This is a genomic window from Paenibacillus sp. FSL F4-0122, assembly GCF_038002845.1.
Taxonomy (GTDB): domain Bacteria; phylum Bacillota; class Bacilli; order Paenibacillales; family Paenibacillaceae; genus Paenibacillus_AQ; species Paenibacillus_AQ odorifer.
Genome location: NZ_JBBODI010000001.1, coordinates 5,798,580 through 5,820,491 on the forward strand (window position 1 = coordinate 5,798,580; position 21,912 = coordinate 5,820,491).

Here is a 21,912-nt window from a genome sequence, read left to right on the forward strand (position 1 = left end):
GACCGTCGCTTGGTCCCAAAGCAATATTTGATTGCTTTTGTGCATAATGACTACCCCTCCGTTATCTGTCTAATACTCATCATAAATGATAACCATTATCAATAACAGTCAAGATATTTAACTTAATAACAAAAATCCGATTGCCCTAAAAGGTGCAATCGGATTTTGTAATATAATTTTATTGTTCAGACGCCAATTGCAGAAAATGATCTGCAGCCAAACGGACAGCCAGGATACTTGCGCTATTGAGTGAGTTATCAAAGATAAGTACATGATTGTTTTTCACTGCTTCCAGTGAGTTCCACACGTTCGAAGTTTCCTTGTCCTTGATGGCTGCCTTTGCGATATCCATATCATGCTGGATAATAATATAATCTGGATTCATGCTGTATATTCCCTCCAGAGAAAGTGCCCCTCCCTCTTCAGGATATCCCTTTGGTGGCAACAACCCAAAGCCTACAGTTTGATTGTAGTACATCGTGTTTTTAGAGCCTTGAGCATTAAAATTGGCTTTTCCGTCGACCCGTAGTAAAGCAAATGTTTTATTCTCAAGACTACTTAACTGTTCTTTTGTTTTTGCAATCATTTCTTGGGTTTCCTTAATGGCTTGTTCCGCTAATGTCTCTTTACCAACAATCTGAGCACACAGCATCGCCGTTTTTTCCCAGGTATCGGTGTAGTCAATTAAGATGACTGGTGCAATCTTATTCAACTCTTCATAATTGCTATCAACAGAACCCTTGAAGGTTACAATCACATCTGGCTTTGCATCCATGATCATTTCCAGGTTCGCATTGCTGCTGCCCAAATCAATAATTTCAGCAGTTCCAGCATAAGGCTGTAAAGTAGCAAAATCCTTCATCGCTTCCGCTGCATTGGTTGATGCGATTGGAGGAGTATCTAGAGCAAAAAAGTAATCTAAATACAAGGGATGCAAAACCGCTATACGCTCAGGACGTGTCTTAAGCACCACTCCATTGTCGCTGGCATCCGCAATTGTTCTAGGCCATCCCGCTTCATCGATCTTGCCGGCTTCCGGTGTAGGCGTGACTGAAGTTTCGGAACATCCAGCCAGTAATCCTGCAAGTATAATTAAGGATGCAATCCATCCATATAGTCTTTTCATTTGGCTCCCCCTTGAGTTGTTATCATTACTGTCTGTATAAATGCTTCATTAAATCACGGTTTTTCTGCGTGAACAGGTCATTATGTGAAGACACCATCCCGGACGAATTTGCCTCCGGTGTGATGTATTGTTTGGCTTGGTTTACCGCATTGGCAGCATCCTGGAATGCCCCCGCGATCAGGTGCAGTTTCCCATCATGATGTAGAACATCACCTGCCGCATAAATACCCGGCACGGATGTCCCGCTCGTTACTGATCCTGAAATCTGGTGTTCCCACAGATCCATTTTAATTTCACTGTTCACCAGCAGTTCTTTGTCGCGCTCATAACCGTGATTAATGATGACCTCATCGACAGACAGCTCAAATGCCTCTCCGTTGTCATTACTTTTCAGCAGTACAGTCCCTATTCTTTCGTGATCCGGTGTGGCAATCAACTTTTCGATTGAAGTATTTAACAAGCACTCTACGCCATTGTTTGGCAAGCGTGAAATATCGGCTTCATGCCCCTTTAAGTTCTCTTTCCGGTACGTCAGAAACACCTTTTTGGCAATCGGAGCCAGTTCATTCGCCCAGTCAACAGCAGAATGGCCGCCTCCCGATATTAGGATAGTCTTCTCTTTAAATCGGGCAAGTGACTTCACCGTATAATGCAAATTTGTGATTTCGAATCTTTCGGCACCCTCGATTTCGAGCTTGACCGGCTTCAGAATGCCTCCTCCAATGGCCAATATCACAGTTTTAGTGAAATGCTTCCGGTTTGCGGCGGTGTGTAAAATAAAGTAACCTGCTTCATCTTGCGAGATGGATGTGACCTTTTCATTAAAGGCAACCTCCGGTTGGAAAGTCATCCCTTGAGCAACCATTTGTTCAATAAGTTGTGAGCCAAGAATAGGCTGTAAGCCTCCTACGTCCCAGATCATCTTTTCCGGATAGACATGCACCTTGCCGCCAAGCACAGGTTGGAATTCTATAATTTTGGTTTTCATTTCACGGAGTCCGCTATAAAATGCAGCAAATAATCCAGCCGGACCGCCGCCAATAATCGTAACATCAAACAATTCCTCTTCATGCATCGTTCAATCGCCTCATTTCTCTTTTTTAAATCCCTAAATGCTCACGGAAAGTGCTTCCAGTATATTCACTCCGGAATAAACCTCTTTCAACCAGCTCCGGTACCAACTTCTCAAAAAACAACTCCATAGATTGTTCCGAGCCGCCTGGCAAGGCGATGAAGCCATCCATAGCCTCCGCATCAAACCGTTCAATAATATCGTTCAGCACATCCTCTACTGTCCCGACAGATACCCAATGTGCAGATCCGACAACCTCCGGCCTGTCCAAGATTTCTTTCACTGTAGGCTGGTTTTTGATAATATACCGCCGTAACAATTCGGCATGAGTCCGGCTGCGGACGGCCTGACTGGAATCGGGTAATATATCGTCAGTTACTCGCTTATCTAAGGGATAACCGCTTAAATCAAGACCCATCACCGATTTGAGCGAAGCATGTCTGCGTTCAAGGCTTAAATTCGCATGTGCAGCCTTATGTAATTCAAGTGCTTCTTCGCGCGTATCGGCCAGGAAAAAATATAAGCCCGGCAAAACTTTGATAGCATCCGGATCACGGCCCTGCTCAGCCGCTCTTCTTCTCAGATCATTCCTTAGTTCCACTCCCGATTCGCTATCCGGCATTGCCGCAAAAATAGCATCAGCTACAGATGAGGCGAAATTCCGTCCAATGTCTGAAGCACCAGCTTGAAATAGCGGCGGTGTTCCTGATTTGTGAGCAGGAAAAGTAAGCGGCCCTTTTACACTGAAAAATTCCCCGGAATGATTAATGGCAGTCACTTTATCCTTATCCGAAAACATACCTGACTGACGGTCGATAACAATCGCTTCATTCGGAAAACTCTCCCAAAGCTTGCGTACAACATCCGTGAATTCCATAGCCTTGGCATATCTTTCTTCCGGTGACGGCATAGGTGAATCGCTGAAATTATTGGCACCTTCAATAGAAGTGACAATATTCCAGCCGGCGCGTCCATTGCTCAGCCAGTGTAAGGACTGCAATTGCCTTGCAACAACATACGGCGGATTAAAAGTAGTGGAAATCGTCGTTACCAGTCCGATCCGCTCGGTTTCACGAGCTATCGCTGCAAAAAACAATGCAGGGTCGGGGCTGCCGAAATTTGAGGAGTCTGCTAACATCTGCGGGCTAACATACAGATAATCAGCCCTGAAAAGAAAATCGAGCTTTGAATTCTCAGCCATTTTTGCCAAATCAATATAGTAATCAATAGACTCCATCTTCTCTACTCCGCTATCCGGGTGCCGCCAGCCGTCTCCTTTCATCCAGGTTGCATTTAAGGACAGGCCAATACATAATTGTCTTGGTCTTTTTTCTGTCATATCTACCAGCCTTTCATTTATAAATCAATTTACTGATAATGATTCTCAGTTACAAAGGTGAGTTTATCAAAAATTTAAATAAATTCAAATGTACAAATCTCAAATCCAGCATGCATCATTATTTAATCTAAATAAAAAAAGTCTGCACTTCTGGCTTATCACCAGTAGCTGCAGACGTAGTTCAAGTAAAAGAAGCTCATTATGTACATTATTTATAAGCAGAGGGAGAAACACCGAATTTCTTTTTGAATAATCGGCTGAAATATAGTGGATTGTCATAACCAACACGGTCAGCAATCTCGCGGATAGGAAAATTACCTGCTTTGAGTAATTCACAGGCCCGTTCCAAACGATAATTAACGACATAGTCGATTGGTCGTAGTCCCGTATATTTATGAAAGAGGTAAGAGAAGCGGTTGGCACTCATTGCATGCTGTTCCGCTAACTCACCGAGTGTAAGTGAATTCATATAATGAAGTTTAATATACGCAAGAGCTTCGTCTACCATTCTTTGATTCGGAGAACTATCGTTCTCTCTGTAACTGCACGCAATCAGAACCTGATGCATCAGGCTTAAGAACAACTCCTTGATACGCAGCTTCCCAATTTCTCCGGATGGATGGGCATTCTGATGGAGCATAATTAGTAATTCAATAATCTTTAGATTCGCTCCCGGCTCCAGCTTGAAATGAGAGTCAAATTCGTGAGTACTATTCATTTCTTCCGGCATATCCAATTTATAAAAAAGTGAGTAATACTCGAGCTCAGATTGTCCTATAACCTGCGAATCCATCTGCATGCCCGGAGCAGCATGAAAAACTGATCCTGGCCGTAATTCATATACCGTTCCGTTCACACGTATTCTGGCTCCCCCGCGAATGATAAATAAAAATCCATGCTTAACGGTGGTGAATTCACTTAATAAGCTTTTGGGCTGGATGACTAAGCGGCTTCTATCTTCTATTTCATAGACACCTTTAGTAAATGCCTTTGCTAATTTGTCCAAATTTATCAATGTTCTGCACCTGCTTCCTAGCACCATGCTTCTTTTAAGATCAGATCCAATTCTGATATTTATTTAAAACAGTATAGACAATAGTGTGCGAAATTGCTAGAAGTGTAGTAGATATTCTAATGTACATTGTACCCAAGAAGATGCTCAGGAGATTTTGGTTGAAAATATGCCGTTTTCATTACAATCAATTTGAAGAAGTTCATCCTGTAAAATCCAAACATCAGTTTTTTCAACAAAAAAATGAAATCCGCCAATGGATTGAACCCATGCGGGATCGATCGGTGTAGCACTTGCATTAATTCCAACAGTGAAGGCATTTGAGCCTCCACCGGCATATTTTGCATAAATTCTTACATATTGGTCCTCTTCCAAACCCCATTCATTCTTAAATGAATCCAATGCTTTTTCGGATACTGCAAATGATATCATTCCTCTTCTCTCCTTTCTGCTGTTCAATCACATTTTTTTATTTCGCCACGATAATTGGCCATTCTGAAACTGGCTCCGCATCCACATGAAGCTTTTGCATTAGGGTTATTCATAGTGAATCCGCCTACCATTCCACTCTCTTCATAGTCAATTTCAAGACCGTCAATATAAGGAATACTATTCGGGTGAACCAATATACTAAAATCCTTTTTATTTAATACAATATCCTCTTCTGCCTGCTGTTCATCTACGACTAGGGTATAGGATAATCCACTGCATCCCCCTTCATCAACACCCACTCTAAGGAATGGATTTCGGATATTCGCACTTAATAAGATTTCGGCGATTTTTTCTGATGCCTTATCACTGACCTCGATGATCATTGTGAACTCCTCCTTCGTTTATTTGTTTTTCAAACCTAAAGATTGGATACCCGTTCCTATCTGTTCAGCTACTGGTGAGATCCGAGTGCTCGCAAATAAACTCATTACAATCAACAAGAGATGGAAACCCATTGCTACAATTAATCCGGATTGGAGTGACATTCCGCCAGCCTGACAAACCACAAGAATGGAACCGCCGATCCCGATAACTACACCGGGTGTAAAAGAATCCGCAAATTGCAGATTTGCCGAGGTGTTGCCGACACCTCCTTCTCTTGTCTGAGAAAACGCCACAACACCGCTAATCGGATGCGCCAATCCAATGCCGATTCCAGCGATGATCTGTCCAAAAACTGCAACGGTAACGGTCACCACGGGTATCCAAAATACGATAGTAATCCCTATGGCAAGCAGCAATACACCCAGAATAATTCGCGTATGCCGTCCACGCCCCTGATCTGCCGAATCCCACCGTCCTTGCAGATACGCTATGACGCACCAACTCAACGCAGCACTCGCTACAATCAATCCGGCCTGAGAAGGCGTTATTCCCTTCACATCGATTAGAGCCAATACCAAGAAATTCTGTGTGCTGGTATAGGCAGCGAAGAACAGCCCACGTGTTGCCAGAATAGCTGGCATGCCTCTTCGAAGCGTAAGAGTTCCCTTCGGCAGCAGTTTGCGGAGCGGAAATATCATCAGTACTAAGCCGATAAGGACTAAAACAAATCCCATAATACTCGGAAGCATGCTTAGACCAACCAAGAAAATCCCTGTACCCATCGTTAACAGTAAAGCCATCCAAGTCGATGAAGCTCCGATATCCCCTTGTGTCTTCGGTGTTTTTAATTTCGTGAACGCAGGTAAACTAAGCAGCGCTGAAATTATCAGGATCGGTAATATTCCCCAGAAAACAAACCGCCAGGACCACTGATCTGCGATAAGACCTGCAACGTATGGACCGAGCATGGACGGAAGAACATAGGCCGTACCAAACGCTCCTAGTATTTTGGCGCGTAATTCATCCGGGTAGCTTAAGGATATTGCTGTGTACACACAAGTCATCATAGCTCCGGCACCCAAACCCTGCATGGCCCGTGATCCTATCATGGTATACATATCGCCTGATGTTGCGGCAGCGATCAACCCAACGATAAACAAAAGTAGTGCGATAGTGAACGGTACTGCAGGTCCTCTTCTATCTATGATTCGACCGACGACCAGAGTTCCGATAATCTGCGCAAGCAGATACGTGCTGAATATCCAGCCAAACAGGCTAAGGCCGTTCAAATCTCCAGCAATCGAAGGGGCAATGGTGGTTACGGACAGACCTTCGAATCCAACGGCCATCACTGACAGAATAATACCTATGGATAGTGCAAAATAACGTGGGCTGAAAATACTTTGATGATTAGACGACATGAAATGTGACCTCCAAGAAAATTGGTATGTATACATCGTATTCGGACACTTAGTAAATATTTTTGTTTATAATGTCTAAGCTACAGTTCAGCTTTGACTTTGTCAACATTTTTGTTTAAAATGTAGTCTGTGATGTAGATTTAGTTGCTTCAAAAGGAGGTGCACCTTGAGCCGAAATCAAACCAAAAAGGATGTCTCAACCAAGACCCGAAGAGCGATCATTGATCTGTTAAAGCAGCAAGGGGGAATGGATGTTATGGCACTCTCCTCGCAGTTTTCGCTATCTGGAATGGCTATTCGTCAACATTTGAATGCGCTGAAAGAAGAAGGGCTGGTTACTAATAAAGAAGAGGCCCGTCCCATGGGGCGGCCCACCAAGCTATGGATCTTAACCCCCGCGGCCGATCGGTTTTTTCCAAGCGGATATTCGGATTTATCCGTCAGTCTGATCCATTCCATGAAAGAAGCTTTCGGTAACGAGGGGCTGGACAAGCTGCTGGCTGTTCGAAATAAGAATATGCAAGAACAATATCTTCAGCAACTTGGTGATACAGCAGACGTTAGAGGGAAGCTGGAGAAACTGGCCGAGATTCGAACAAATGAAGGGTATATGGCCGAGGTTAAGGAGCAGGATGATGGCAGTCTTTTATTCATTGAGAAACATTGCCCGATCTGTGAAGCTGCTGCTGTATGTACCGGGTTATGCAAAAATGAGTTACATCTATTTAAAACTGTTCTAGGTAATAATGTTCATATTGAACGGGGGGAGTACATATTAGCGGGAGGAAGAAACTGTGTATATACGGTTAGAATCTGACAATTGCTGTGGCACTTTCCAAACGCCTGCCATGTCACACATGAGCATCCAATGACTAGCGATATGAACCATTATCATAATATTCATTACAAATAGATAACAACCCACAGCCAAGATTTATAATAAAAATGATCTTGGCTGTGGGTTGTTTTAGTTTAACTTTACCCCGTTATTTAATGTTACATATTCCATTTCATTTCTTCCTCAATTTAACTACGATATCCCTTATTCAGAAAAAATAGGTTCACTGAGCTCCCACTATAGAATGCGGAACATATAGTTCTTCTAGTGATGAAATTTCTTCAGAGGTTAATTTCACAGATAGAGCTTCTACTGAATCTTCGAGTTGAGAAATTTTCGTAGCACCTACAATAGGAGCAGCTACAGATTCTTTTTGCAGCAGCCATGCAAGCGCAATATGAATACGGGGTACACCGCGCTTCTCTGCAATTGACGCCACTCGCTCAATGATCAATCGATCTGCATCAATAGTAGAATCATATTTTGCTTTTTGAATTAGATCTGTTTCGGATCTTTGCGTGGTTTCCGACCAGTCGCGAATCAGTCTTCCAGATGCTAATGGACTATAGGGAGTCACCGCAATTTTTTGGTCCTTACAAAGTGGCATCATCTCCCTTTCCTCTTCGCGGTAGATGAGATTCAGGTGATTTTGCATGGATACAAAACGAGTCCATCCATTTTTCTCAGCCACATGTATTGCTTTTTGAAATTGCCATGCATACATAGCAGAAGCACCGATATATCTGGCCTTTCCAGACTTCACCACATCATGCATAGCTTCCATGGTTTCTTCAATTGGCGTGTTGTAATCCCAACGATGGGTGATATAGAGATCCACATAATCGGTCCCTAGTCTCTTTAGACTTTTATCTATCTCGCTCATTATAGCTTTTCGGGAAAGCCCAGCACCGTTTGGACCTTGATGCATGCGCCCCCAAACCTTTGTTGCGAGGACAATTTCATCCCGATTTGCATAATCCTTTAGAGCTCGTCCTATAATCTCTTCACTGGTTCCACTTGCATAGATATTCGCTGTATCAAAAAAGTTGATGCCGAGGTCCAGCGCTCTTTTTATAATAGGACGGCTGTTCTCCTCATTAAGCACCCATTGATGCCCTTCTGGCTGCACATCTCCAAAGCTCATACAGCCTAGGCAAATCCGAGAGACATCCATACCTGTATTTCCAAATTTAATATATTCCACAATGTAAACCTCCTTCTATTTATATAGATTAATTTCTACAGTTGTTCAAACCATTCATCATCGACAGCTTCAAACCATTCTGTTTCCCCTGGAGTCACCTGTTTTAAGTAATTGGGCAGATTTTCCTTCTTCTTGATACCACCCGTTGCCGCCAGTAATTAACAGAACTTGTCCAACGTGATGAGCGTGCCAATTATTGCGAGCACCTGGAGCAAAGGTTACATTTCCAATTGCAGTATTAAGAGGAGTAGGATCTGTAAACACCATTTGCAAATAAGCATCACCCGTATAGTTTGCTTTAACTTTTTCCCCTAACGGAAAAATGGTACTGTTATCCTCTTATTCTCCCGCAGGAAAGTCAGTTGAAGCGGCCAGTTCAGTCTGCGTCTCGTAGTCAGCAATACGGGCTTTCAAGGTCGAAACGGTGTTTGCCAGTGCTTGAGAACCGAGTACCATTCTAATTGGCGCAGGTTCTTGATCAACGCTCTCAATGATTCGGGAAACCATACGCACTGGATCACCGGGAGCTAGTCCATTGGAAGGGTCGAGCATATTCAAGAAGCTGTGCGCCGGATTTTCATCGTATTCTGGCATCAGGTTCGCTACCTGTGCACTGCCATATCGAAACTCGGTACGGGCGCCTCCTGGCTCAACCAATGTAATACCAATGTTAAACGGTGCAACCTCTTGAGCGACCGATTCGCAAAATCCCTCAATACCAAATTTGGTGGCATGGTACATTGAATTACCTGGAAAGGCAACCTGCCCACCATAGGAGGAGATCTGAATAATTCGCCCGCCACCCTGAACACGCAGATGCGGCAGAGATGACCGAATTAGCTGGATGGATCCAGTTAGGTTAGTCGCGATGATATGATCAATCTCGGCGTCTGAGAGTTCCTCGGCTGCACCGAAAAGGCCATAACCTGCATTGCTTACGATAACGTCGATATGTCCAAACTTCTCAAAAGAGCCGTCAACAAGTTTATGAATAGCAGGAACATCGGTTACATCCAGTGTCTCGCAAGTGAAGGTATCGGGATAATTCTCGATGAATTCGGCGACCTTGTTTTTGTTACGGGCAGTTCCGATAACCTTGTCACCCTTCTCAAGAAGCTGTTTTGTCATCTCATAACCAAAGCCACTACTAACACCAGTAATAAGCCATGTACTCATAATTAATTCCTCCAAAATTTTATTTCGTTCTTTTTTAATTAGATTTCGCTGCTGCTTCATTCACACATCGTAGAGCATTCAGACTGCGCGGGTAACCTATGAAAGGTAGGCATTGAGATATAATTTTGATCAGGAATGACTTATCATTTCCAAGCCTGATATTGGCGGCCGCATGGCTGGTTAACTGAGGTTCACACCCACCCTGGGCAAAGAGAAAGCAGAATGTAATCATCTCTCTTTGTTTGTAGTCGAGTCCTTTTCGGGTATAGTAATCGCCAAAGCAGTTAGCAGCAAGCCAATGATTAATGTGTCGACTCTCTTCCGGACCGGATTTCCAGAATTGTTCCATGCTTTCTCCAAAAATTTCTACTTGTGCTTGAATTCCTGCTTCTAAACGATTCTCTGTGGTTGTAGTTGCCTGACTAGGTAAAGGTAGTTCCACACCTCCGGCAGTCAAAATATCATTTACCGCATGCAGAAAGGGAAATACCCTTCCAATGCCAAGGTAAGGCACTGACTGATAGACAATTTCCTTCGCTTCCACAGGAGTAACACCAAAGTTTAGTGCTGCTGGTAGCATGGCTTTAAACTCGTCAATCCCTTGACAGCCAATTAAAACAGAGAGAATGGCCATCATACGAGTACGATCATCCAAATCGTCCTGATTTACCACTTCATCAAAGGCAAAGTTATCGAACCGTTCAATAAAATCTGGATCCGTTGTTAATAATTTAGATTCATAGCCTGGGAACATTCTTTCATGGTACTTATTTGCTGCCTCCGTTATTCTCATGATTCAAACCTCCTCTTAATTTAATAAAAGCTGGTTTATCGCTTTCTGTAGATACTTTTCCGTGAGATCTCGATTCCTATTAAAAGTTTATCCTTTTCGGTTATTTCATAGTCGACTTATCTACCCCAATAACGGTATGGAAGTTACAGATAAACTAAAGATGAGTCAATCCTTTGATTGACCCATACTTCATCAGAATAAACAATTACAATGTAGACATATCGATTACAAACCGATATCGTACATCACCACGAAGGACATGTTCATATGCCTCGTCAACTTGGTCCGCACGAATGACTTCGATCATTGGAGCGATTCCGTGCTCAGCCGAAAAGTCGAGCATCTCTTGAGTTTCTTTGATACCACCAACGTTTGATGCAGTTATGCTCCGACGCCCAGCAAATAAGGAAAAAACATTGTATTGATCTGGTTTGTTTGGCAGACCCAAATTAACTAATGCTCCGTCCACATTAAGTATGGATAGAAAGGCATCGACATCTATATTCGCAGAAACTGTGTTTAAAATTAGATCAAATTGACCTGCCAACTCAGTAAATGTGGCGGGATCATTCGTTCGATAATAGTGATTTGCACCAAATGCAAAGGCTTCTTCTTTTTTGTTCAAATTATGACTTAGGACAGTTACTTCAGTGCCCATCATATGGGCAAACTGAACTGCCAGATGACCAAGTCCTCCCATTCCCACAATCGCAACCTTCTTACCTGGTCCAGCGTTCCAATGTCTAAGAGGCGAGTAAGTGGTAATGCCTGCACACAACAGTGGGCTTGCCACATCCAGTTCTAAGGCATCCGGAATACGTACAACAAACTTATCTTTCACAACGATTTTCTGACTATATCCACCATATGTTAGATTTCCGTCGTAATCTATAGAATTAAATACGACGACGACACCTTTCTTACAAAACTGCTCTTCTCCTCTGAGACAGAAGTCACATTCCCCGCACGAGTCAACAAAGCAGCCTACGCCAACACGATCGCCAGCAGTGAATTTTGTCACACTACTACCTACAGCAGTAACAACACCTGCAATCTCATGACCCGGAACCATCGGGAAAACTCCGCTGCCAAAATCATCATGAGCATTGTGAATATCAGAATGGCAGATACCACAATATTTAATATCTATTAAAACATCATCTGGCCTTAAATCTCTACGTTCTATGGTTGTTAGTTCAAATGGTGTCTTTGCCGCTGGAACACATAGTACTCGAGTAGTAATGTTGTTATGATTGTTACACATATTACAACAATCCTTTCTAATAAAAGATGAATTCCATAATTAATGTTCATAATTATCTTAATGAACTTATGTCTATTATTATAATTGATTTGCATTTGAGGTCTATTGTCAATTTCAAGTGATTTGTGCATTAATAAATAGAATGATTGAATTTGTTTATTATTTACTGATTTATATTGAAAAAATAATAAACATTTGTTAATAATTAAAAACAAGTACAAAAATGTATTTTCTCTATATTTATGATGATAAAGAAAGTTCGGTGGGCAAAATGACTAAGGTCGATAGAAGAATTCTTAAAACCCAGGAAGCATTAAAAACAGCAGTAATTAAACTAATGGCTGAGAAAAATTTTGATGATATAACCATTCAAGATCTTTCGGATCAAGCAAATGTCAGCCGTGGGACGATTTACCTCCACTACATGGATAAATACGATTTGTTGGATAAACTTATTGAAAACCATATTAATGAGCTTCAGGAGAGATGCGAAGCGGCAGCTGATTTGGATTTTGTAACTGGGTCTCTGATTTGGACGGAATACTTCGAAAGTAATTACGATTTTTTCTCCATGATGTTAGCGAGTAAAGGAGCGCCTTTCTTTCGCAACCGGTTCCTTGAATTTTTGATTGAAGAGTTCAAAGATGAAGTAGATAACACAAAGGGGAAAAACGAAGGGCTAAATAAAGATCTTGTCGTACGATTTGTGGCTTCCTCGTATGTGGGCGTAGTTGAATGGTGGTTTACGAACAAAAGGCCTGTAACTCATCAAGTATTAGCAGAACAGTTAGGGGCCTTGTTGGATAGAATTTGTGAGTAATAGGTGCAAGTTCTTGGCTTAATCAAAGATTGTACCCATAAAACAGAAAATCCGCGCTGGGCGCGGATTTCGTACAGTATATTTAATATTTTATTTTTCACTAGTTTATCTCAACTTTAGCCTTTACAGTAGCACCCGCTACGGATAACGGTAGGATGACATCCTCATTTACATCTCCGATATGCACGACCTCATAAGGAGCAATATGTGCGTCATCAAAAAGCACTGTAAAAGCACTCCAGCCATCATAGTAGTATATGCCACCTGCATGTGCATCTGAAGTCATAGGAACTCCCTGAATTGATGGCTTGTTAGGAAGTGAACTGTAGTATTCGTGACCTCCATATCGTTGCAGGGTTAATTCCATTGGTAACATATTTAGTATATCTTCTACTGTACGGTTACTGTTTAATGTTGCTGTATATTCTTTTCCATCTAAAGTTAATTTTATTGACTTCCCCATTGCTCTCTCCACTCTCCTGATGAATTCAGAAGCCCATCGTATTCTAAACTTACTCAGGCTTATTCACACCCAAGCTACTACGGACTTCCAATCCCGGCGTTACAGCTAATTTAACAATTAAATCAGCAACACTCTTACGTGATACTTCCGACCCCTTAAACAATTCGCCTTTCTGAGTTGTTTCATAGTTGATTTCATTCTTATTGGTAAACCATGCGGATCGCAATATCGTATAGTCAAGATTTGAAGCCTCAATGACTTGAGCTGACTTTCGATATGGGTTTAAAATGCTACCATATTTCTCCCCTGGAACTTCATCATAAATGCCCATAGAATTGATGAAAATAAGGCGTTTCACGCCGCTCGCATTCATAGCTTCTACAATGTTCTTAGCCATCTTTTCCAAGTTGCCCGCTAGATTGGCATAGACAACGTCTTGGCCTGCCATTGCTTTTTCTAATGTTTCCATATCTATAACATCGCCTTCAAAGACACGAGTGCGATACGGATCAAGTTTTCTTACGTTGCCAGCATTCCGTAGGAAAAGCGTTAACTCAGCATCCGTTTCTTTGAGGAATAAATCGATAGCATAACCAGCAATTCCTCCGTTTGCTCCAAGAATCAATACTTTGGTCATAATTAATACTCCCTTTCATCTTTAAAAGTTAAAGCTTTGACATATCAATAACAAATCTGTATCGAACATTACTTTTGAGGACTCGTTTATACCCGAACTTAGATTAGAACGTCATACCCAGAACTGGATGTGGCACATAAGATTCTTCCAATAAGTCCATTTCTTCAGGTGTCAACTTAATCGAAAGTGCAGCTACTGCGTCTTCAATATGAGAGATTTCAGTTGTTCCAACAATTGTAGATGTAACGGGCTCCTTGTGAAGCAACCAAGCAAGTGCGATTTGTGACATCGGTACCCCCCTTGTTGCAGCAACTTCGGCTACATGTTCAACGACTAGTAGATCTGAATCAGCTGTTGAGGAATATATCGCTGTTGCGATTGCATCAACTTTGGCACGCTCGTCCGTTTCCCCCCAAGGTCTTGCCAATCTTCCAGCAGCCAGCGGACTCCAAGGCATTACTGCGATTTTATCTTCCTTACATAGTGGCATCATCTCTCTCTCCTCTTCTCGGTATAAGAGATTGTAATGATCCTGCATAGCTACAAACTTGGTCCAACCATTACGGTCAGCAGCATGTTGTGCTTTTAAGAACTGCCAAGCATACATCGTGGAAGCGCCAATATATCTAGCCTTACCTGCCTTCACGACATCATGCAAAGCTTCCATAGTCTCTTCTATAGGCGTATTGTAATCCCAACGGTGGGTATAATAGAGATCGACATAATCGGTTCCTAGACGCTTAAGTGTTTTATCAATTTCACTCATAATAGCTTTGCGGGAAAGCCCACTACCATTTGGACCTTCACTCGTTGGGTAAAAAACTTTAGATGCTAGGACGATTTCATCCCGGTTGCCATACTCCTTTAGGAGCCGTCCAATGATTTCTTCACTCGTTCCGCCCGAGTAGACGTTCGCAGTATCAAAAAAATTGATTCCTACATCAAGTGCTTTTCTAATCATAGGACGACTGCGTTCTTCATTAAGTGCCCACGGAAAATCGCCTCGTTCTCCTATACCAAAACTCATCCCTCCAAGACAAATTCGTGATACATCCAAACCTGTATTTCCAAGTTTTACATATTCCATTCTATAGTTCCTCACTTTCATTTCGTTATATTTTTTAGATGTACCGTATAAATTAACTTGAAAGTTGCTCTGTTAGGTTACATCTGTGTATTATTATATATAGATATTAAAGGTCTACAATTACTAATTGACCGATATTTGTGCATTAGTTCACAGATTGATTCAAAATAGCTAATATTTATAGAAAGCAGTGATCCTCATATGCCTAAAGTAGATAGAAGAATACTTAAATCTAAAGAAGCGATAAAACAAGCGGTTATTGAACTTATTTCCGAAAAAAACTTTAATCAGATTACGATACAGGATATTTCCGACAAAGCAAACGTAAGTCGTAGAACGATTTACCTTCATTATCTAGATAAATTTGATCTGCTGGATAAGCTTATTGAAGAACATATTAATGAACTAGAAGAACTGCGTAATGCATCAGTTGAAATGGATTTTATAGATGGAGGTTTGATTTGGTTTGAATACCTAGAAAGCAATTATTTATTCTTCTCGACGATGTTAGCCAGTCAAGGCGCCCTCTCTTTTCGTAATAGATTCCTTGAATTTGTCATGGAAGGTTTAAAGGATGAAGTGACTATAGAAGAAGGGAAAAATGAGGGGTTCAATGAAGAGGTAATTCTTCGATTTATTGCAGCGGCTTATGTAGAGGTAGTGGAATGGTGGTTTAAGAATGAAATGCCTTATCCACCTCGTGAAATGGCCAAACAAGTGGGAGTATTGATAGAGAGGATTGTATAGTCAGTATCTTAAACAAGGATGAATTATCCCAATTTCACGTAGCCATTCAGATACAGCTTCTTGTGCAGTTGTCACTTCATTACACTCTATATCAAAGCCTTCTAAGACGTTTTGCCTCCGGGACAAGCTCTCTGATCATTTCAAAGCTCTGTCCAGGTCCATATCCACATGAGTAATAAAAGGTACGATGGTTTTTCCTGAAAAATCATATTCAGATATAAACGATGCAATTGGAGCAACTTGAATAGGTTCCTATTATTCGGAGTTTGTTATAGTTTTCAATATGGCGTACATCCAATAACTTTAACGTCGCTTGATCTGCAGTCAAACGGACAACCAGATAATTGCGCTATTTAGTGAACAAACCATAGGCATCCAGATTGGCAAAATAATTTATTGAGATCACCTCGTATAGGTCCTGATGATAGAATCGCCATTCTAGCGAATGGAGCAGCAAGAAAAATTGATCCTGACCGTAATTCATATATCGTTCCATTCATACGTATTCTTCTCCCCCTGCGAGTGAAACAGAAATTCATGCTTTATTATAAATGGAAGTTTTAGTGGAAAATTTTGGGTAGATATGTTAATAGAAAAATGGTAGATTATTCTATGGTTGATACCTCAGCTTGTTCGTGTTCGATATATGTTATTAGGATTACGCGCAAGTCGGGAGATATGTTTAGGCTTATATAATCTATATTTGGGGCGGGTGTCTGCATGGACAAAAATTCTGGTTATAGAACAAACGTTATAGGCGCGGGTGAGGTTGGCGTCGCCATCTCGGTCGATATGAATACGAATGCTATTCATGAAACAAACAGCTTATTTTGGGATACAAAAGGAAATGATGTTTTAGGAGCTACCGCACTACCTTTATATGGAGCATTTGTCTCAGAAGAACAATGTCAACTTTTTGGTGATGTCTCAGGGAAAAAGTTGCTGGAGATAGGCTGTGGAAGCGGTCAATCTTTGCAATATTTGGGGGAACGCAATGCATCTGAACTATGGGGTACGGATATATCAGAGAATCAAATCGAAAAGACTAGGCAACTTTTGACGGCGCACGGACTTTCAGCAAATTTGATCTGTTCTCCCATGGAAGAAGAATGTGGCCTGCCAGAGGATTATTTTGACTTTGTTTATTCGGTTTATGCCATAGGCTGGACAACAGACCTTGAGGGTACTTTTAGCCGGATTGCTTCTTACCTTAAAAAAGATGGAACATTTATTTTCAGCTGGTCTCACCCTATACACAAATGTGTTGTTGCAGAAAATGATATGCTTGTTTTCAAAAAATGTTATTTCGATGAATCTTGGTATTCAGTATCTCTTGAAGAAAGTACGCTAACCTTATCGGATCGTAAATTATCAACCTATGTGAATGCGCTCTCTAAAGCTGGATTTGTTATTGAGCAAATGATTGAGCAATCTGATGATGAACTTATGCAGTCGCGGGACGATAAAAGCGATTTTGCAAAAAAAGCAAAGATGCTTCCTGTAACTTTTGTAATTAAAGCAAGAAAACTCTAGCATCCGATACCTATTGAACAACCTTACAACGTAATAATTATTATTCTAAGCCGATCCAGAAAAGGATCGGCTTATTTGATAGCTTTTTTAAGATCAATCTTGTCTGTTCTCAACAGATTTCATACGGTTTTGATCATCTGGCACTCGGTCATTACTGAATTCCTGGCCTGCTTCTACTTCACCATGACCGGAAGCACTTCGGGCAAAATTTGTGAACTGCCTCTTCTGCTCATCTAGCTTATGTTTACTTTTAAGAAGCTCCTGCGGATCTTGATTTGTCATCATTATCACCTCGCAAAATGGATTCATGCTGTTTATTCGCACTACATAAGTTTTCCATAATAGAGCGGTGCTTATGCAAGATAAAAAAACTCCTGCTCACCATAAGCAGAAGTTTCTAAATGAAGTTCTATTTAACGAAAAATATCAATTATTTTATGCAAAACAAGGTATTCCAAAACAACAATCCCACCGCAAATGAGTATAAAAAACTGAAGTCTTGCCGTATTCATTCTATCCTTCCAATACTCTCCCCGGAATAAAGAAATGATGTTAGGCGTAAAAGTATGCCTAATCGATTCGTTATAATCATCATTATCCTCGAAGAACACGCGAAACAAAAATCTATATACTGGAATATTTAAGAACAGTAACAAAATGATCATCACAAGACTCAATGTCCTCTCCTCCCAAGATCCACTTATCCTAATTTTACCACATGGATAACTGTAGAAAATGGAAACTGATGACAACTTTATAACCGCTCCACTAAAAAAGACCTTTCCTTTATAGGAAGGCCATTATTGAGTAATATTCACTTTCAGCTGTGTAAACGACTATTTATGCTCCAACCACTTACACTCAGTAATTTCCATTTCCGTGAAAACGCCTTTAAATGAAGAATTCTCTGGGCTACAAGCATATAAGCCAAAATTTATTTCCTCATTCCCTTCAAACAAATGAAAAATACGCATCTGTTCAAACGTAGTTCCATCCAAAGAGCTTTCAATACAGAAATCACTTTCACGTCGACTTAGTCTATAATACATTGTTTTAATGTTTGCATCGATATCTGTTGTTGCCCAATCTGAATATCCGTGATTTGTAACCACACTTCCAAGTCTTTGGAATTCCTCATTTTCATATTCTACCGATGCCTTGAACCAATTGTCACTGTCCTGATAGATGACTATCCCACACTGCTCGTATCTATTTGCACTATCATAATCTGTTCTTACTATAAATGAAAAATACTTCTCAGCAGTTTTCATTAACAGTGCAGGTGAATTATCATTTCTAAAACCATAATAGGTTCGTTGCCAAAAATCTGTATTCGGCATCGTTACAAATTCAATCCTGTTTTCTGTAATAGAATAATCATTGATTGGATTTATCCAAAAAAGCTGTTCTTTATTAAAGTTCATTGCTCTACTCCTCACTTTTTATAAAGTTTTGTCAACCATTTTCATTGCTAAGATTCCAAATACAATTTAAATAGTTTTCAGCAGTTCATCCTAATAATACCATTTGAAGAATATAACGCACATCATTTTCTAATCTTTTATATTGAAGTATCCAGAGAATTAAATAAAAAGGTTGTCCCGTTCACATAAGCTCTCAAAATCGCTTGAGCATATGGCTGCTCTTCAATCAAACCCTCGGTCTCTAGCGGATTCTCTGCATGAAAGCTATAGGCTTCGATTATTGCCATGACTAAGAAGCACTCTAGCTTCATTATATGTTCATCTTCCAGCTTTCTGATTCTCTGATATCCTTCGACGAAATAAGCTCTTTGTGTTGGGTATAATCCCATAATAGCCTGAGCTATATCGTAAAGATGGTAGCCGAAGCCACACCTGCCAAAATCAATAGGGTACGGTTCATTATCCTGAAAAATGACATTTCCATTATGTAAGTCCGCGTGGATCATCCCATAATTTTGTTCATGTCTTGTGATCGTTTCGAGACATGTTGCCACTTTAGTGGCAGCTACGGAATACAACTTAAAACCCTCATCCGATATGAAATGTTTGCGATGTAGACTTAGGTGATCCCAGTCCCGTTTAAAGCTCAGTGCACCCCAAGAAGGACGAGTAAAGCCGCTGGAAGGACTAAAATCAGAGCTGGCCTCATGAAGCTTTGCCATCAATGATCCTGTTTTACGGATGCCTTCCTCCGTTAGTTCGCTTTTGTCTACATGCTTTCCCTCGACCCATCTCATTAAGCTCGAATAAAACCGTTGTCCGTCACACACCGACGTTTCCGTAATAAAGGCCCCTTCACGATTGATTACAGCTTCGGGCAAGATGAGGCCCTTACTCTTCAATGCGAACAACCACTCTATTTCTGAAATGGTTCCTTCGCGTTGTTTGTTATTCGGGTGAATACGGAGCAAGAACTGTTCCCCCACTTCTCTTACAATGCGGAAGGTGACATGTTCGGATACTTGAATGAAGTGAATGGAGTTCCAGTCTATTTCGTATTCCTGCAAAGCATGAAAGGCCGCTTGCTTTACTTGTCTCAGAGTTCGGAGTCGATTCTCCTCAGTATTGATCTGAAAACCGTTATTCATTGCTTATCTCCTTTGTCTACCATACTTCCATCATTTTAACAGTCTAGACGGATAGCTGTAATGATAAAGAATGAATATGAAAAGATTTTTCTCTTTTTGACTCACCTATAAAAATAGGGAATTCATTGCCATTTAGGCATGAAATTCCCTACTCTTTAAATCTAATAAGATTCTTCTACAAGCGAAATTGCAACAGGTTCTATGACATTAGTATAAGTGCCATCACCAAGCTGGGCTAACCCATTATACCCCCAGGTCAGCAAGGTCCCCTCCTCACTAACCGCACCGCCGCTCATATAACCTGCACTAATAGCGACGATACGACTGCCAATGTTGAGCTTAGAAGCGAGGGAACGCTCCGACTCAGCACTACCACCGAGCTGGCCCTCATTGTTCGCTCCCCATAACCATACGTTTCCATCGCTTTTCAGAGCCATGCTATGCAAGGCGCCAGCGGATACACTGATAACTGAACCAAGATCCAAGGCTTGAACGGGAGTATAATGATCTTCGGTTGTCCCATCCCCCAAGATTCCCTTAACGTTCGTTCCCCAGCTCCATACGGTTCCGTCCTTTTTCACTGCCATGCTGTGATAAAAGCCGGCAGATACGGAAGTAACGCTGCTTAACTCAGCAACCTGCACTGGGGTCACGTGGTCGATTTTTGTGTTATCTCCGAGCTGACCGTAGGCATTGAACCCCCATGCATAAACCTGACCATCGTGGCTAACCGCTAGATTATGAAAGGCTCCGGCTGAGATCGATGCGATTGAGTCCAAACCTGCAACCTGCACCGGTAATGCACTATCCTCGGTGGTTCCATCTCCAAGCTGCCCATATGTGTTAAGTCCCCATGCCCACACCGTTCCATCGGACAACAACGCTAACGAATGCTGCTCACCTGCTTGAACCGCTATGACATTCACTAATCCAGTCACTTGCTGCGGCACAAGCTGGGGCGCCGACGTACCATTACCCAGCTGGCCCACGCTATTGCTTCCCCATGTCCAAATCGTTCCGTCCGTCGCGAGCGCGATGGAATGGTCTTGTCCAACGGATGTGGCGCTTATCTCCGGCAAGCCAACAATTCGCACAGGCTTATTACGAGCAATGGTTGTGCTATCACCGAGCTGGCCCATCCTATTATTGCCCCAAGCCCATACGGTACCATCCGGCTGTACAGTCAATGTATGAAAGGAATTCCCGTTGCCCATGCTCATAATGGGACCAACATTACTTACAACATCAAGTGTACTAACCTTCAACTCGTTACTAATTGCTGATTTGTTCCCTGCTTCGTCTATAGCTTGTACTACAAAGGTATACTCCTGTCCAGCCTTCAAGTCGACGGCCGTGTAGACCGTTGTGCTAACTGTTACTTCTGCCAACAGATCAGAGTCCTTATATAGAACATATTCCGCAACTCCGACATTATCCTCGGATGAAATCCATGCCAAGCTAATGCTATCTGATGTGCGACTGAAAAGAGTTAGCTCGGGCGTACTCGGTGATTCTTGATCGGTTAGAGGGAGTTTCTCTTCCTTCGTTGTTGGTGGGTACGCTTCCGCTGGAAGCGTACTTGCGGTTAAAGGTGGACTTGTTTTTGACACGGGTCCGGATATGTTTACGGCTTGGACCGTAAATGTATAGCTCCGGTCGGAAACCAATCCCTTCACCGTATACTCCGTTAATTCGCCTGAATCGAAGGTATAGACCACATCGGTTACGCTAGGATTGGTAGACTCCATTAGATTTACCTTATAACTCACATCCGTGTTAGAGGTTCCCTCTACGGCATCCCAGGTAAGGCGAATGCTTGTGGAGGTTGAATCGCTGACTGCCAGATTCGCTGGTGCAGCCAATAGCTTTACTTGTTCAAAAGAGCGTCCTTTTGCATCTCCTACAGACGGGAATTGAATGACGGATGGAAATATAAGAACTAACACCAACATTAAGCTCATTTTTTTTATCGGAAATAGCTTCCTTGCCATT

General features: G+C 41.7%; 24 protein-coding genes and 1 pseudogene. 4 read left to right on the forward strand and 21 right to left on the reverse strand.

All coding sequences use genetic code 11. The annotated features are described in order from the left end of the window. Positions 1 to 178: 178 nt before the first annotated feature. The 7 genes from MHH49_RS25340 to MHH49_RS25370 all read right to left on the reverse strand — a co-directional run bounded on the left by MHH49_RS25340 (position 179) and on the right by MHH49_RS25370 (position 6,786). Positions 179 to 1,126 carry an ABC transporter substrate-binding protein gene (locus MHH49_RS25340; protein ID WP_076213785.1) on the reverse strand — a complete coding sequence of 316 codons (948 nt, stop codon included), beginning with the start codon at positions 1,124 to 1,126 and terminating at the stop codon, positions 179 to 181. Between the two features lie 25 nt (positions 1,127 to 1,151). Continuing rightward, positions 1,152 to 2,201: an NAD(P)/FAD-dependent oxidoreductase gene (locus tag MHH49_RS25345; protein ID WP_341138597.1), complete on the reverse strand. Its 1,050-nt coding sequence runs from the start codon at positions 2,199 to 2,201 to the stop codon at positions 1,152 to 1,154. A gap of 25 nt (positions 2,202 to 2,226) precedes the next feature. Next, positions 2,227 to 3,537 (reverse strand): NtaA/DmoA family FMN-dependent monooxygenase, encoded by a 1,311-nt coding sequence (locus MHH49_RS25350; RefSeq protein ID WP_341138598.1) that lies wholly within the window; start codon positions 3,535 to 3,537, stop codon positions 2,227 to 2,229. Positions 3,538 to 3,745: 208 nt separating this feature from the next. Continuing rightward, positions 3,746 to 4,552 carry an AraC family transcriptional regulator gene (locus tag MHH49_RS25355; RefSeq protein ID WP_038571278.1) on the reverse strand — a complete coding sequence of 269 codons (807 nt, stop codon included), beginning with the start codon at positions 4,550 to 4,552 and terminating at the stop codon, positions 3,746 to 3,748. A 144-nt stretch (positions 4,553 to 4,696) separates the two neighbouring features. After that, complete coding sequence (locus tag MHH49_RS25360) at positions 4,697 to 4,981, reverse strand: hypothetical protein (protein ID WP_076106624.1); 285 nt, start codon at positions 4,979 to 4,981, stop codon at positions 4,697 to 4,699. 23 nt (positions 4,982 to 5,004) lie between these two features. After that, positions 5,005 to 5,364, reverse strand: coding sequence for a HesB/IscA family protein (locus MHH49_RS25365; RefSeq protein WP_370510539.1), 360 nt, complete (start codon positions 5,362 to 5,364; stop codon positions 5,005 to 5,007). Positions 5,365 to 5,382: 18 nt separating this feature from the next. Continuing rightward, complete coding sequence (locus MHH49_RS25370; protein ID WP_340891019.1) at positions 5,383 to 6,786, reverse strand: MFS transporter; 1,404 nt, start codon at positions 6,784 to 6,786, stop codon at positions 5,383 to 5,385. A 166-nt stretch (positions 6,787 to 6,952) separates the two neighbouring features. Here MHH49_RS25370 and MHH49_RS25375 point away from each other — a divergent pair, with 166 nt between their 5' ends. Further along, positions 6,953 to 7,603, forward strand: coding sequence for a helix-turn-helix transcriptional regulator (locus tag MHH49_RS25375; protein WP_076106619.1), 651 nt, complete (start codon positions 6,953 to 6,955; stop codon positions 7,601 to 7,603). A 244-nt stretch (positions 7,604 to 7,847) separates the two neighbouring features. On the opposite strand, the gene MHH49_RS25380 is transcribed toward MHH49_RS25375, so the two are convergent. From MHH49_RS25380 to MHH49_RS25395, 5 genes and pseudogenes are all read right to left on the reverse strand, one after another. Continuing rightward, entirely contained in the window at positions 7,848 to 8,828 is a 981-nt protein-coding gene (locus MHH49_RS25380) for an aldo/keto reductase (protein WP_076106617.1), read from the reverse strand. A gap of 93 nt (positions 8,829 to 8,921) precedes the next feature. Continuing rightward, a pseudogene (locus tag MHH49_RS31270) lies at positions 8,922 to 9,152 on the reverse strand (cupin domain-containing protein); the annotation flags it as partial. Positions 9,153 to 9,167: 15 nt separating this feature from the next. Then, on the reverse strand, positions 9,168 to 10,004 hold the full coding sequence (locus MHH49_RS25385; protein WP_341138599.1) for an SDR family oxidoreductase: 837 nt from the start codon (positions 10,002 to 10,004) through the stop codon (positions 9,168 to 9,170). Between the two features lie 34 nt (positions 10,005 to 10,038). Continuing rightward, a complete protein-coding gene (locus MHH49_RS25390) occupies positions 10,039 to 10,797 on the reverse strand; it encodes a carboxymuconolactone decarboxylase family protein (RefSeq protein WP_076099156.1) in 759 nt (252 codons plus the stop codon). Positions 10,798 to 11,002: 205 nt separating this feature from the next. Beyond that, on the reverse strand, positions 11,003 to 12,061 hold the full coding sequence (locus MHH49_RS25395) for an NAD(P)-dependent alcohol dehydrogenase (protein WP_076106613.1): 1,059 nt from the start codon (positions 12,059 to 12,061) through the stop codon (positions 11,003 to 11,005). 271 nt (positions 12,062 to 12,332) lie between these two features. On the opposite strand from MHH49_RS25395, the gene MHH49_RS25400 reads away from it, so the two are divergent. After that, positions 12,333 to 12,881, forward strand: a complete 549-nt coding sequence (locus MHH49_RS25400; protein WP_076099158.1) for a TetR/AcrR family transcriptional regulator — start codon at positions 12,333 to 12,335, stop codon at positions 12,879 to 12,881. 100 nt (positions 12,882 to 12,981) lie between these two features. On the opposite strand, the gene MHH49_RS25405 is transcribed toward MHH49_RS25400, so the two are convergent. The 3 genes from MHH49_RS25405 to MHH49_RS25415 form a co-directional block, all read right to left on the reverse strand. Next, positions 12,982 to 13,344 (reverse strand): cyclophilin-like fold protein, encoded by a 363-nt coding sequence (locus MHH49_RS25405; protein WP_341138600.1) that lies wholly within the window; start codon positions 13,342 to 13,344, stop codon positions 12,982 to 12,984. Positions 13,345 to 13,393: 49 nt separating this feature from the next. Continuing rightward, the gene (locus MHH49_RS25410) at positions 13,394 to 13,981 is read right to left on the reverse strand and encodes an NAD(P)H-binding protein (protein ID WP_341138601.1); all 588 of its coding nucleotides are present in this window, start codon (positions 13,979 to 13,981) and stop codon (positions 13,394 to 13,396) included. Between the two features lie 103 nt (positions 13,982 to 14,084). Beyond that, positions 14,085 to 15,068, reverse strand: a complete 984-nt coding sequence (locus MHH49_RS25415; protein ID WP_341121678.1) for an aldo/keto reductase — start codon at positions 15,066 to 15,068, stop codon at positions 14,085 to 14,087. A 201-nt stretch (positions 15,069 to 15,269) separates the two neighbouring features. Here MHH49_RS25415 and MHH49_RS25420 point away from each other — a divergent pair, with 201 nt between their 5' ends. Then, positions 15,270 to 15,815 (forward strand): TetR/AcrR family transcriptional regulator, encoded by a 546-nt coding sequence (locus MHH49_RS25420; protein ID WP_076296637.1) that lies wholly within the window; start codon positions 15,270 to 15,272, stop codon positions 15,813 to 15,815. Positions 15,816 to 16,164: 349 nt separating this feature from the next. Here MHH49_RS25420 and MHH49_RS25425 read toward each other — a convergent pair whose 3' ends face one another. Then, complete coding sequence (locus MHH49_RS25425) at positions 16,165 to 16,311, reverse strand: hypothetical protein (protein WP_341138602.1); 147 nt, start codon at positions 16,309 to 16,311, stop codon at positions 16,165 to 16,167. Between the two features lie 224 nt (positions 16,312 to 16,535). On the opposite strand from MHH49_RS25425, the gene MHH49_RS25430 reads away from it, so the two are divergent. After that, on the forward strand, positions 16,536 to 17,348 hold the full coding sequence (locus MHH49_RS25430; RefSeq protein ID WP_076296638.1) for a class I SAM-dependent methyltransferase: 813 nt from the start codon (positions 16,536 to 16,538) through the stop codon (positions 17,346 to 17,348). A 93-nt stretch (positions 17,349 to 17,441) separates the two neighbouring features. Here MHH49_RS25430 and MHH49_RS25435 read toward each other — a convergent pair whose 3' ends face one another. The 5 genes from MHH49_RS25435 to MHH49_RS25455 form a co-directional block, all read right to left on the reverse strand. After that, positions 17,442 to 17,633: a hypothetical protein gene (locus MHH49_RS25435; RefSeq protein ID WP_036677120.1), complete on the reverse strand. Its 192-nt coding sequence runs from the start codon at positions 17,631 to 17,633 to the stop codon at positions 17,442 to 17,444. A gap of 128 nt (positions 17,634 to 17,761) precedes the next feature. Continuing rightward, positions 17,762 to 18,025: a hypothetical protein gene (locus MHH49_RS25440; protein ID WP_081383901.1), complete on the reverse strand. Its 264-nt coding sequence runs from the start codon at positions 18,023 to 18,025 to the stop codon at positions 17,762 to 17,764. Positions 18,026 to 18,184: 159 nt separating this feature from the next. Then, the gene (locus MHH49_RS25445) at positions 18,185 to 18,772 is read right to left on the reverse strand and encodes a DUF1349 domain-containing protein (RefSeq protein ID WP_076099164.1); all 588 of its coding nucleotides are present in this window, start codon (positions 18,770 to 18,772) and stop codon (positions 18,185 to 18,187) included. 137 nt (positions 18,773 to 18,909) lie between these two features. Next, positions 18,910 to 19,920, reverse strand: a complete 1,011-nt coding sequence (locus MHH49_RS25450; RefSeq protein ID WP_341121674.1) for a phosphotransferase enzyme family protein — start codon at positions 19,918 to 19,920, stop codon at positions 18,910 to 18,912. Positions 19,921 to 20,081: 161 nt separating this feature from the next. Then, a complete protein-coding gene (locus tag MHH49_RS25455; RefSeq protein ID WP_076296640.1) occupies positions 20,082 to 21,911 on the reverse strand; it encodes an RCC1 domain-containing protein in 1,830 nt (609 codons plus the stop codon). Position 21,912: the final 1 nt, after the last annotated feature.

What these genes read in the sequence shown, in the direction of transcription:
- MHH49_RS25340 (WP_076213785.1), bottom strand. Translation starts at nt 1,126, where the DNA reads ATGAAAAGACTATATGGATGGATTGCATCCTTAATTATACTTGCAGGA.
- MHH49_RS25345 (WP_341138597.1), bottom strand. Translation starts at nt 2,201, where the DNA reads ATGCATGAAGAGGAATTGTTTGATGTTACGATTATTGGCGGCGGTCCG.
- MHH49_RS25350 (WP_341138598.1), bottom strand. Translation starts at nt 3,537, where the DNA reads ATGACAGAAAAAAGACCAAGACAATTATGTATTGGCCTGTCCTTAAAT.
- MHH49_RS25360 (WP_076106624.1), bottom strand. Translation starts at nt 4,981, where the DNA reads ATGATATCATTTGCAGTATCCGAAAAAGCATTGGATTCATTTAAGAAT.
- MHH49_RS25365 (WP_370510539.1), bottom strand. Translation starts at nt 5,364, where the DNA reads ATGATCATCGAGGTCAGTGATAAGGCATCAGAAAAAATCGCCGAAATC.
- MHH49_RS25370 (WP_340891019.1), bottom strand. Translation starts at nt 6,786, where the DNA reads ATGTCGTCTAATCATCAAAGTATTTTCAGCCCACGTTATTTTGCACTA.
- MHH49_RS25385 (WP_341138599.1), bottom strand. Translation starts at nt 10,004, where the DNA reads ATGAGTACATGGCTTATTACTGGTGTTAGTAGTGGCTTTGGTTATGAG.
- MHH49_RS25390 (WP_076099156.1), bottom strand. Translation starts at nt 10,797, where the DNA reads ATGAGAATAACGGAGGCAGCAAATAAGTACCATGAAAGAATGTTCCCA.
- MHH49_RS25395 (WP_076106613.1), bottom strand. Translation starts at nt 12,061, where the DNA reads ATGTGTAACAATCATAACAACATTACTACTCGAGTACTATGTGTTCCA.
- MHH49_RS25400 (WP_076099158.1), top strand. Translation starts at nt 12,333, where the DNA reads ATGACTAAGGTCGATAGAAGAATTCTTAAAACCCAGGAAGCATTAAAA.
- MHH49_RS25405 (WP_341138600.1), bottom strand. Translation starts at nt 13,344, where the DNA reads ATGGGGAAGTCAATAAAATTAACTTTAGATGGAAAAGAATATACAGCA.
- MHH49_RS25410 (WP_341138601.1), bottom strand. Translation starts at nt 13,981, where the DNA reads ATGACCAAAGTATTGATTCTTGGAGCAAACGGAGGAATTGCTGGTTAT.
- MHH49_RS25415 (WP_341121678.1), bottom strand. Translation starts at nt 15,068, where the DNA reads ATGGAATATGTAAAACTTGGAAATACAGGTTTGGATGTATCACGAATT.
- MHH49_RS25420 (WP_076296637.1), top strand. Translation starts at nt 15,270, where the DNA reads ATGCCTAAAGTAGATAGAAGAATACTTAAATCTAAAGAAGCGATAAAA.
- MHH49_RS25425 (WP_341138602.1), bottom strand. Translation starts at nt 16,311, where the DNA reads ATGGAACGATATATGAATTACGGTCAGGATCAATTTTTCTTGCTGCTC.
- MHH49_RS25430 (WP_076296638.1), top strand. Translation starts at nt 16,536, where the DNA reads ATGGACAAAAATTCTGGTTATAGAACAAACGTTATAGGCGCGGGTGAG.
- MHH49_RS25435 (WP_036677120.1), bottom strand. Translation starts at nt 17,633, where the DNA reads ATGATGACAAATCAAGATCCGCAGGAGCTTCTTAAAAGTAAACATAAG.
- MHH49_RS25445 (WP_076099164.1), bottom strand. Translation starts at nt 18,772, where the DNA reads ATGAACTTTAATAAAGAACAGCTTTTTTGGATAAATCCAATCAATGAT.
- MHH49_RS25450 (WP_341121674.1), bottom strand. Translation starts at nt 19,920, where the DNA reads ATGAATAACGGTTTTCAGATCAATACTGAGGAGAATCGACTCCGAACT.
- MHH49_RS25455 (WP_076296640.1), bottom strand. Translation starts at nt 21,911, where the DNA reads ATGGCAAGGAAGCTATTTCCGATAAAAAAAATGAGCTTAATGTTGGTG.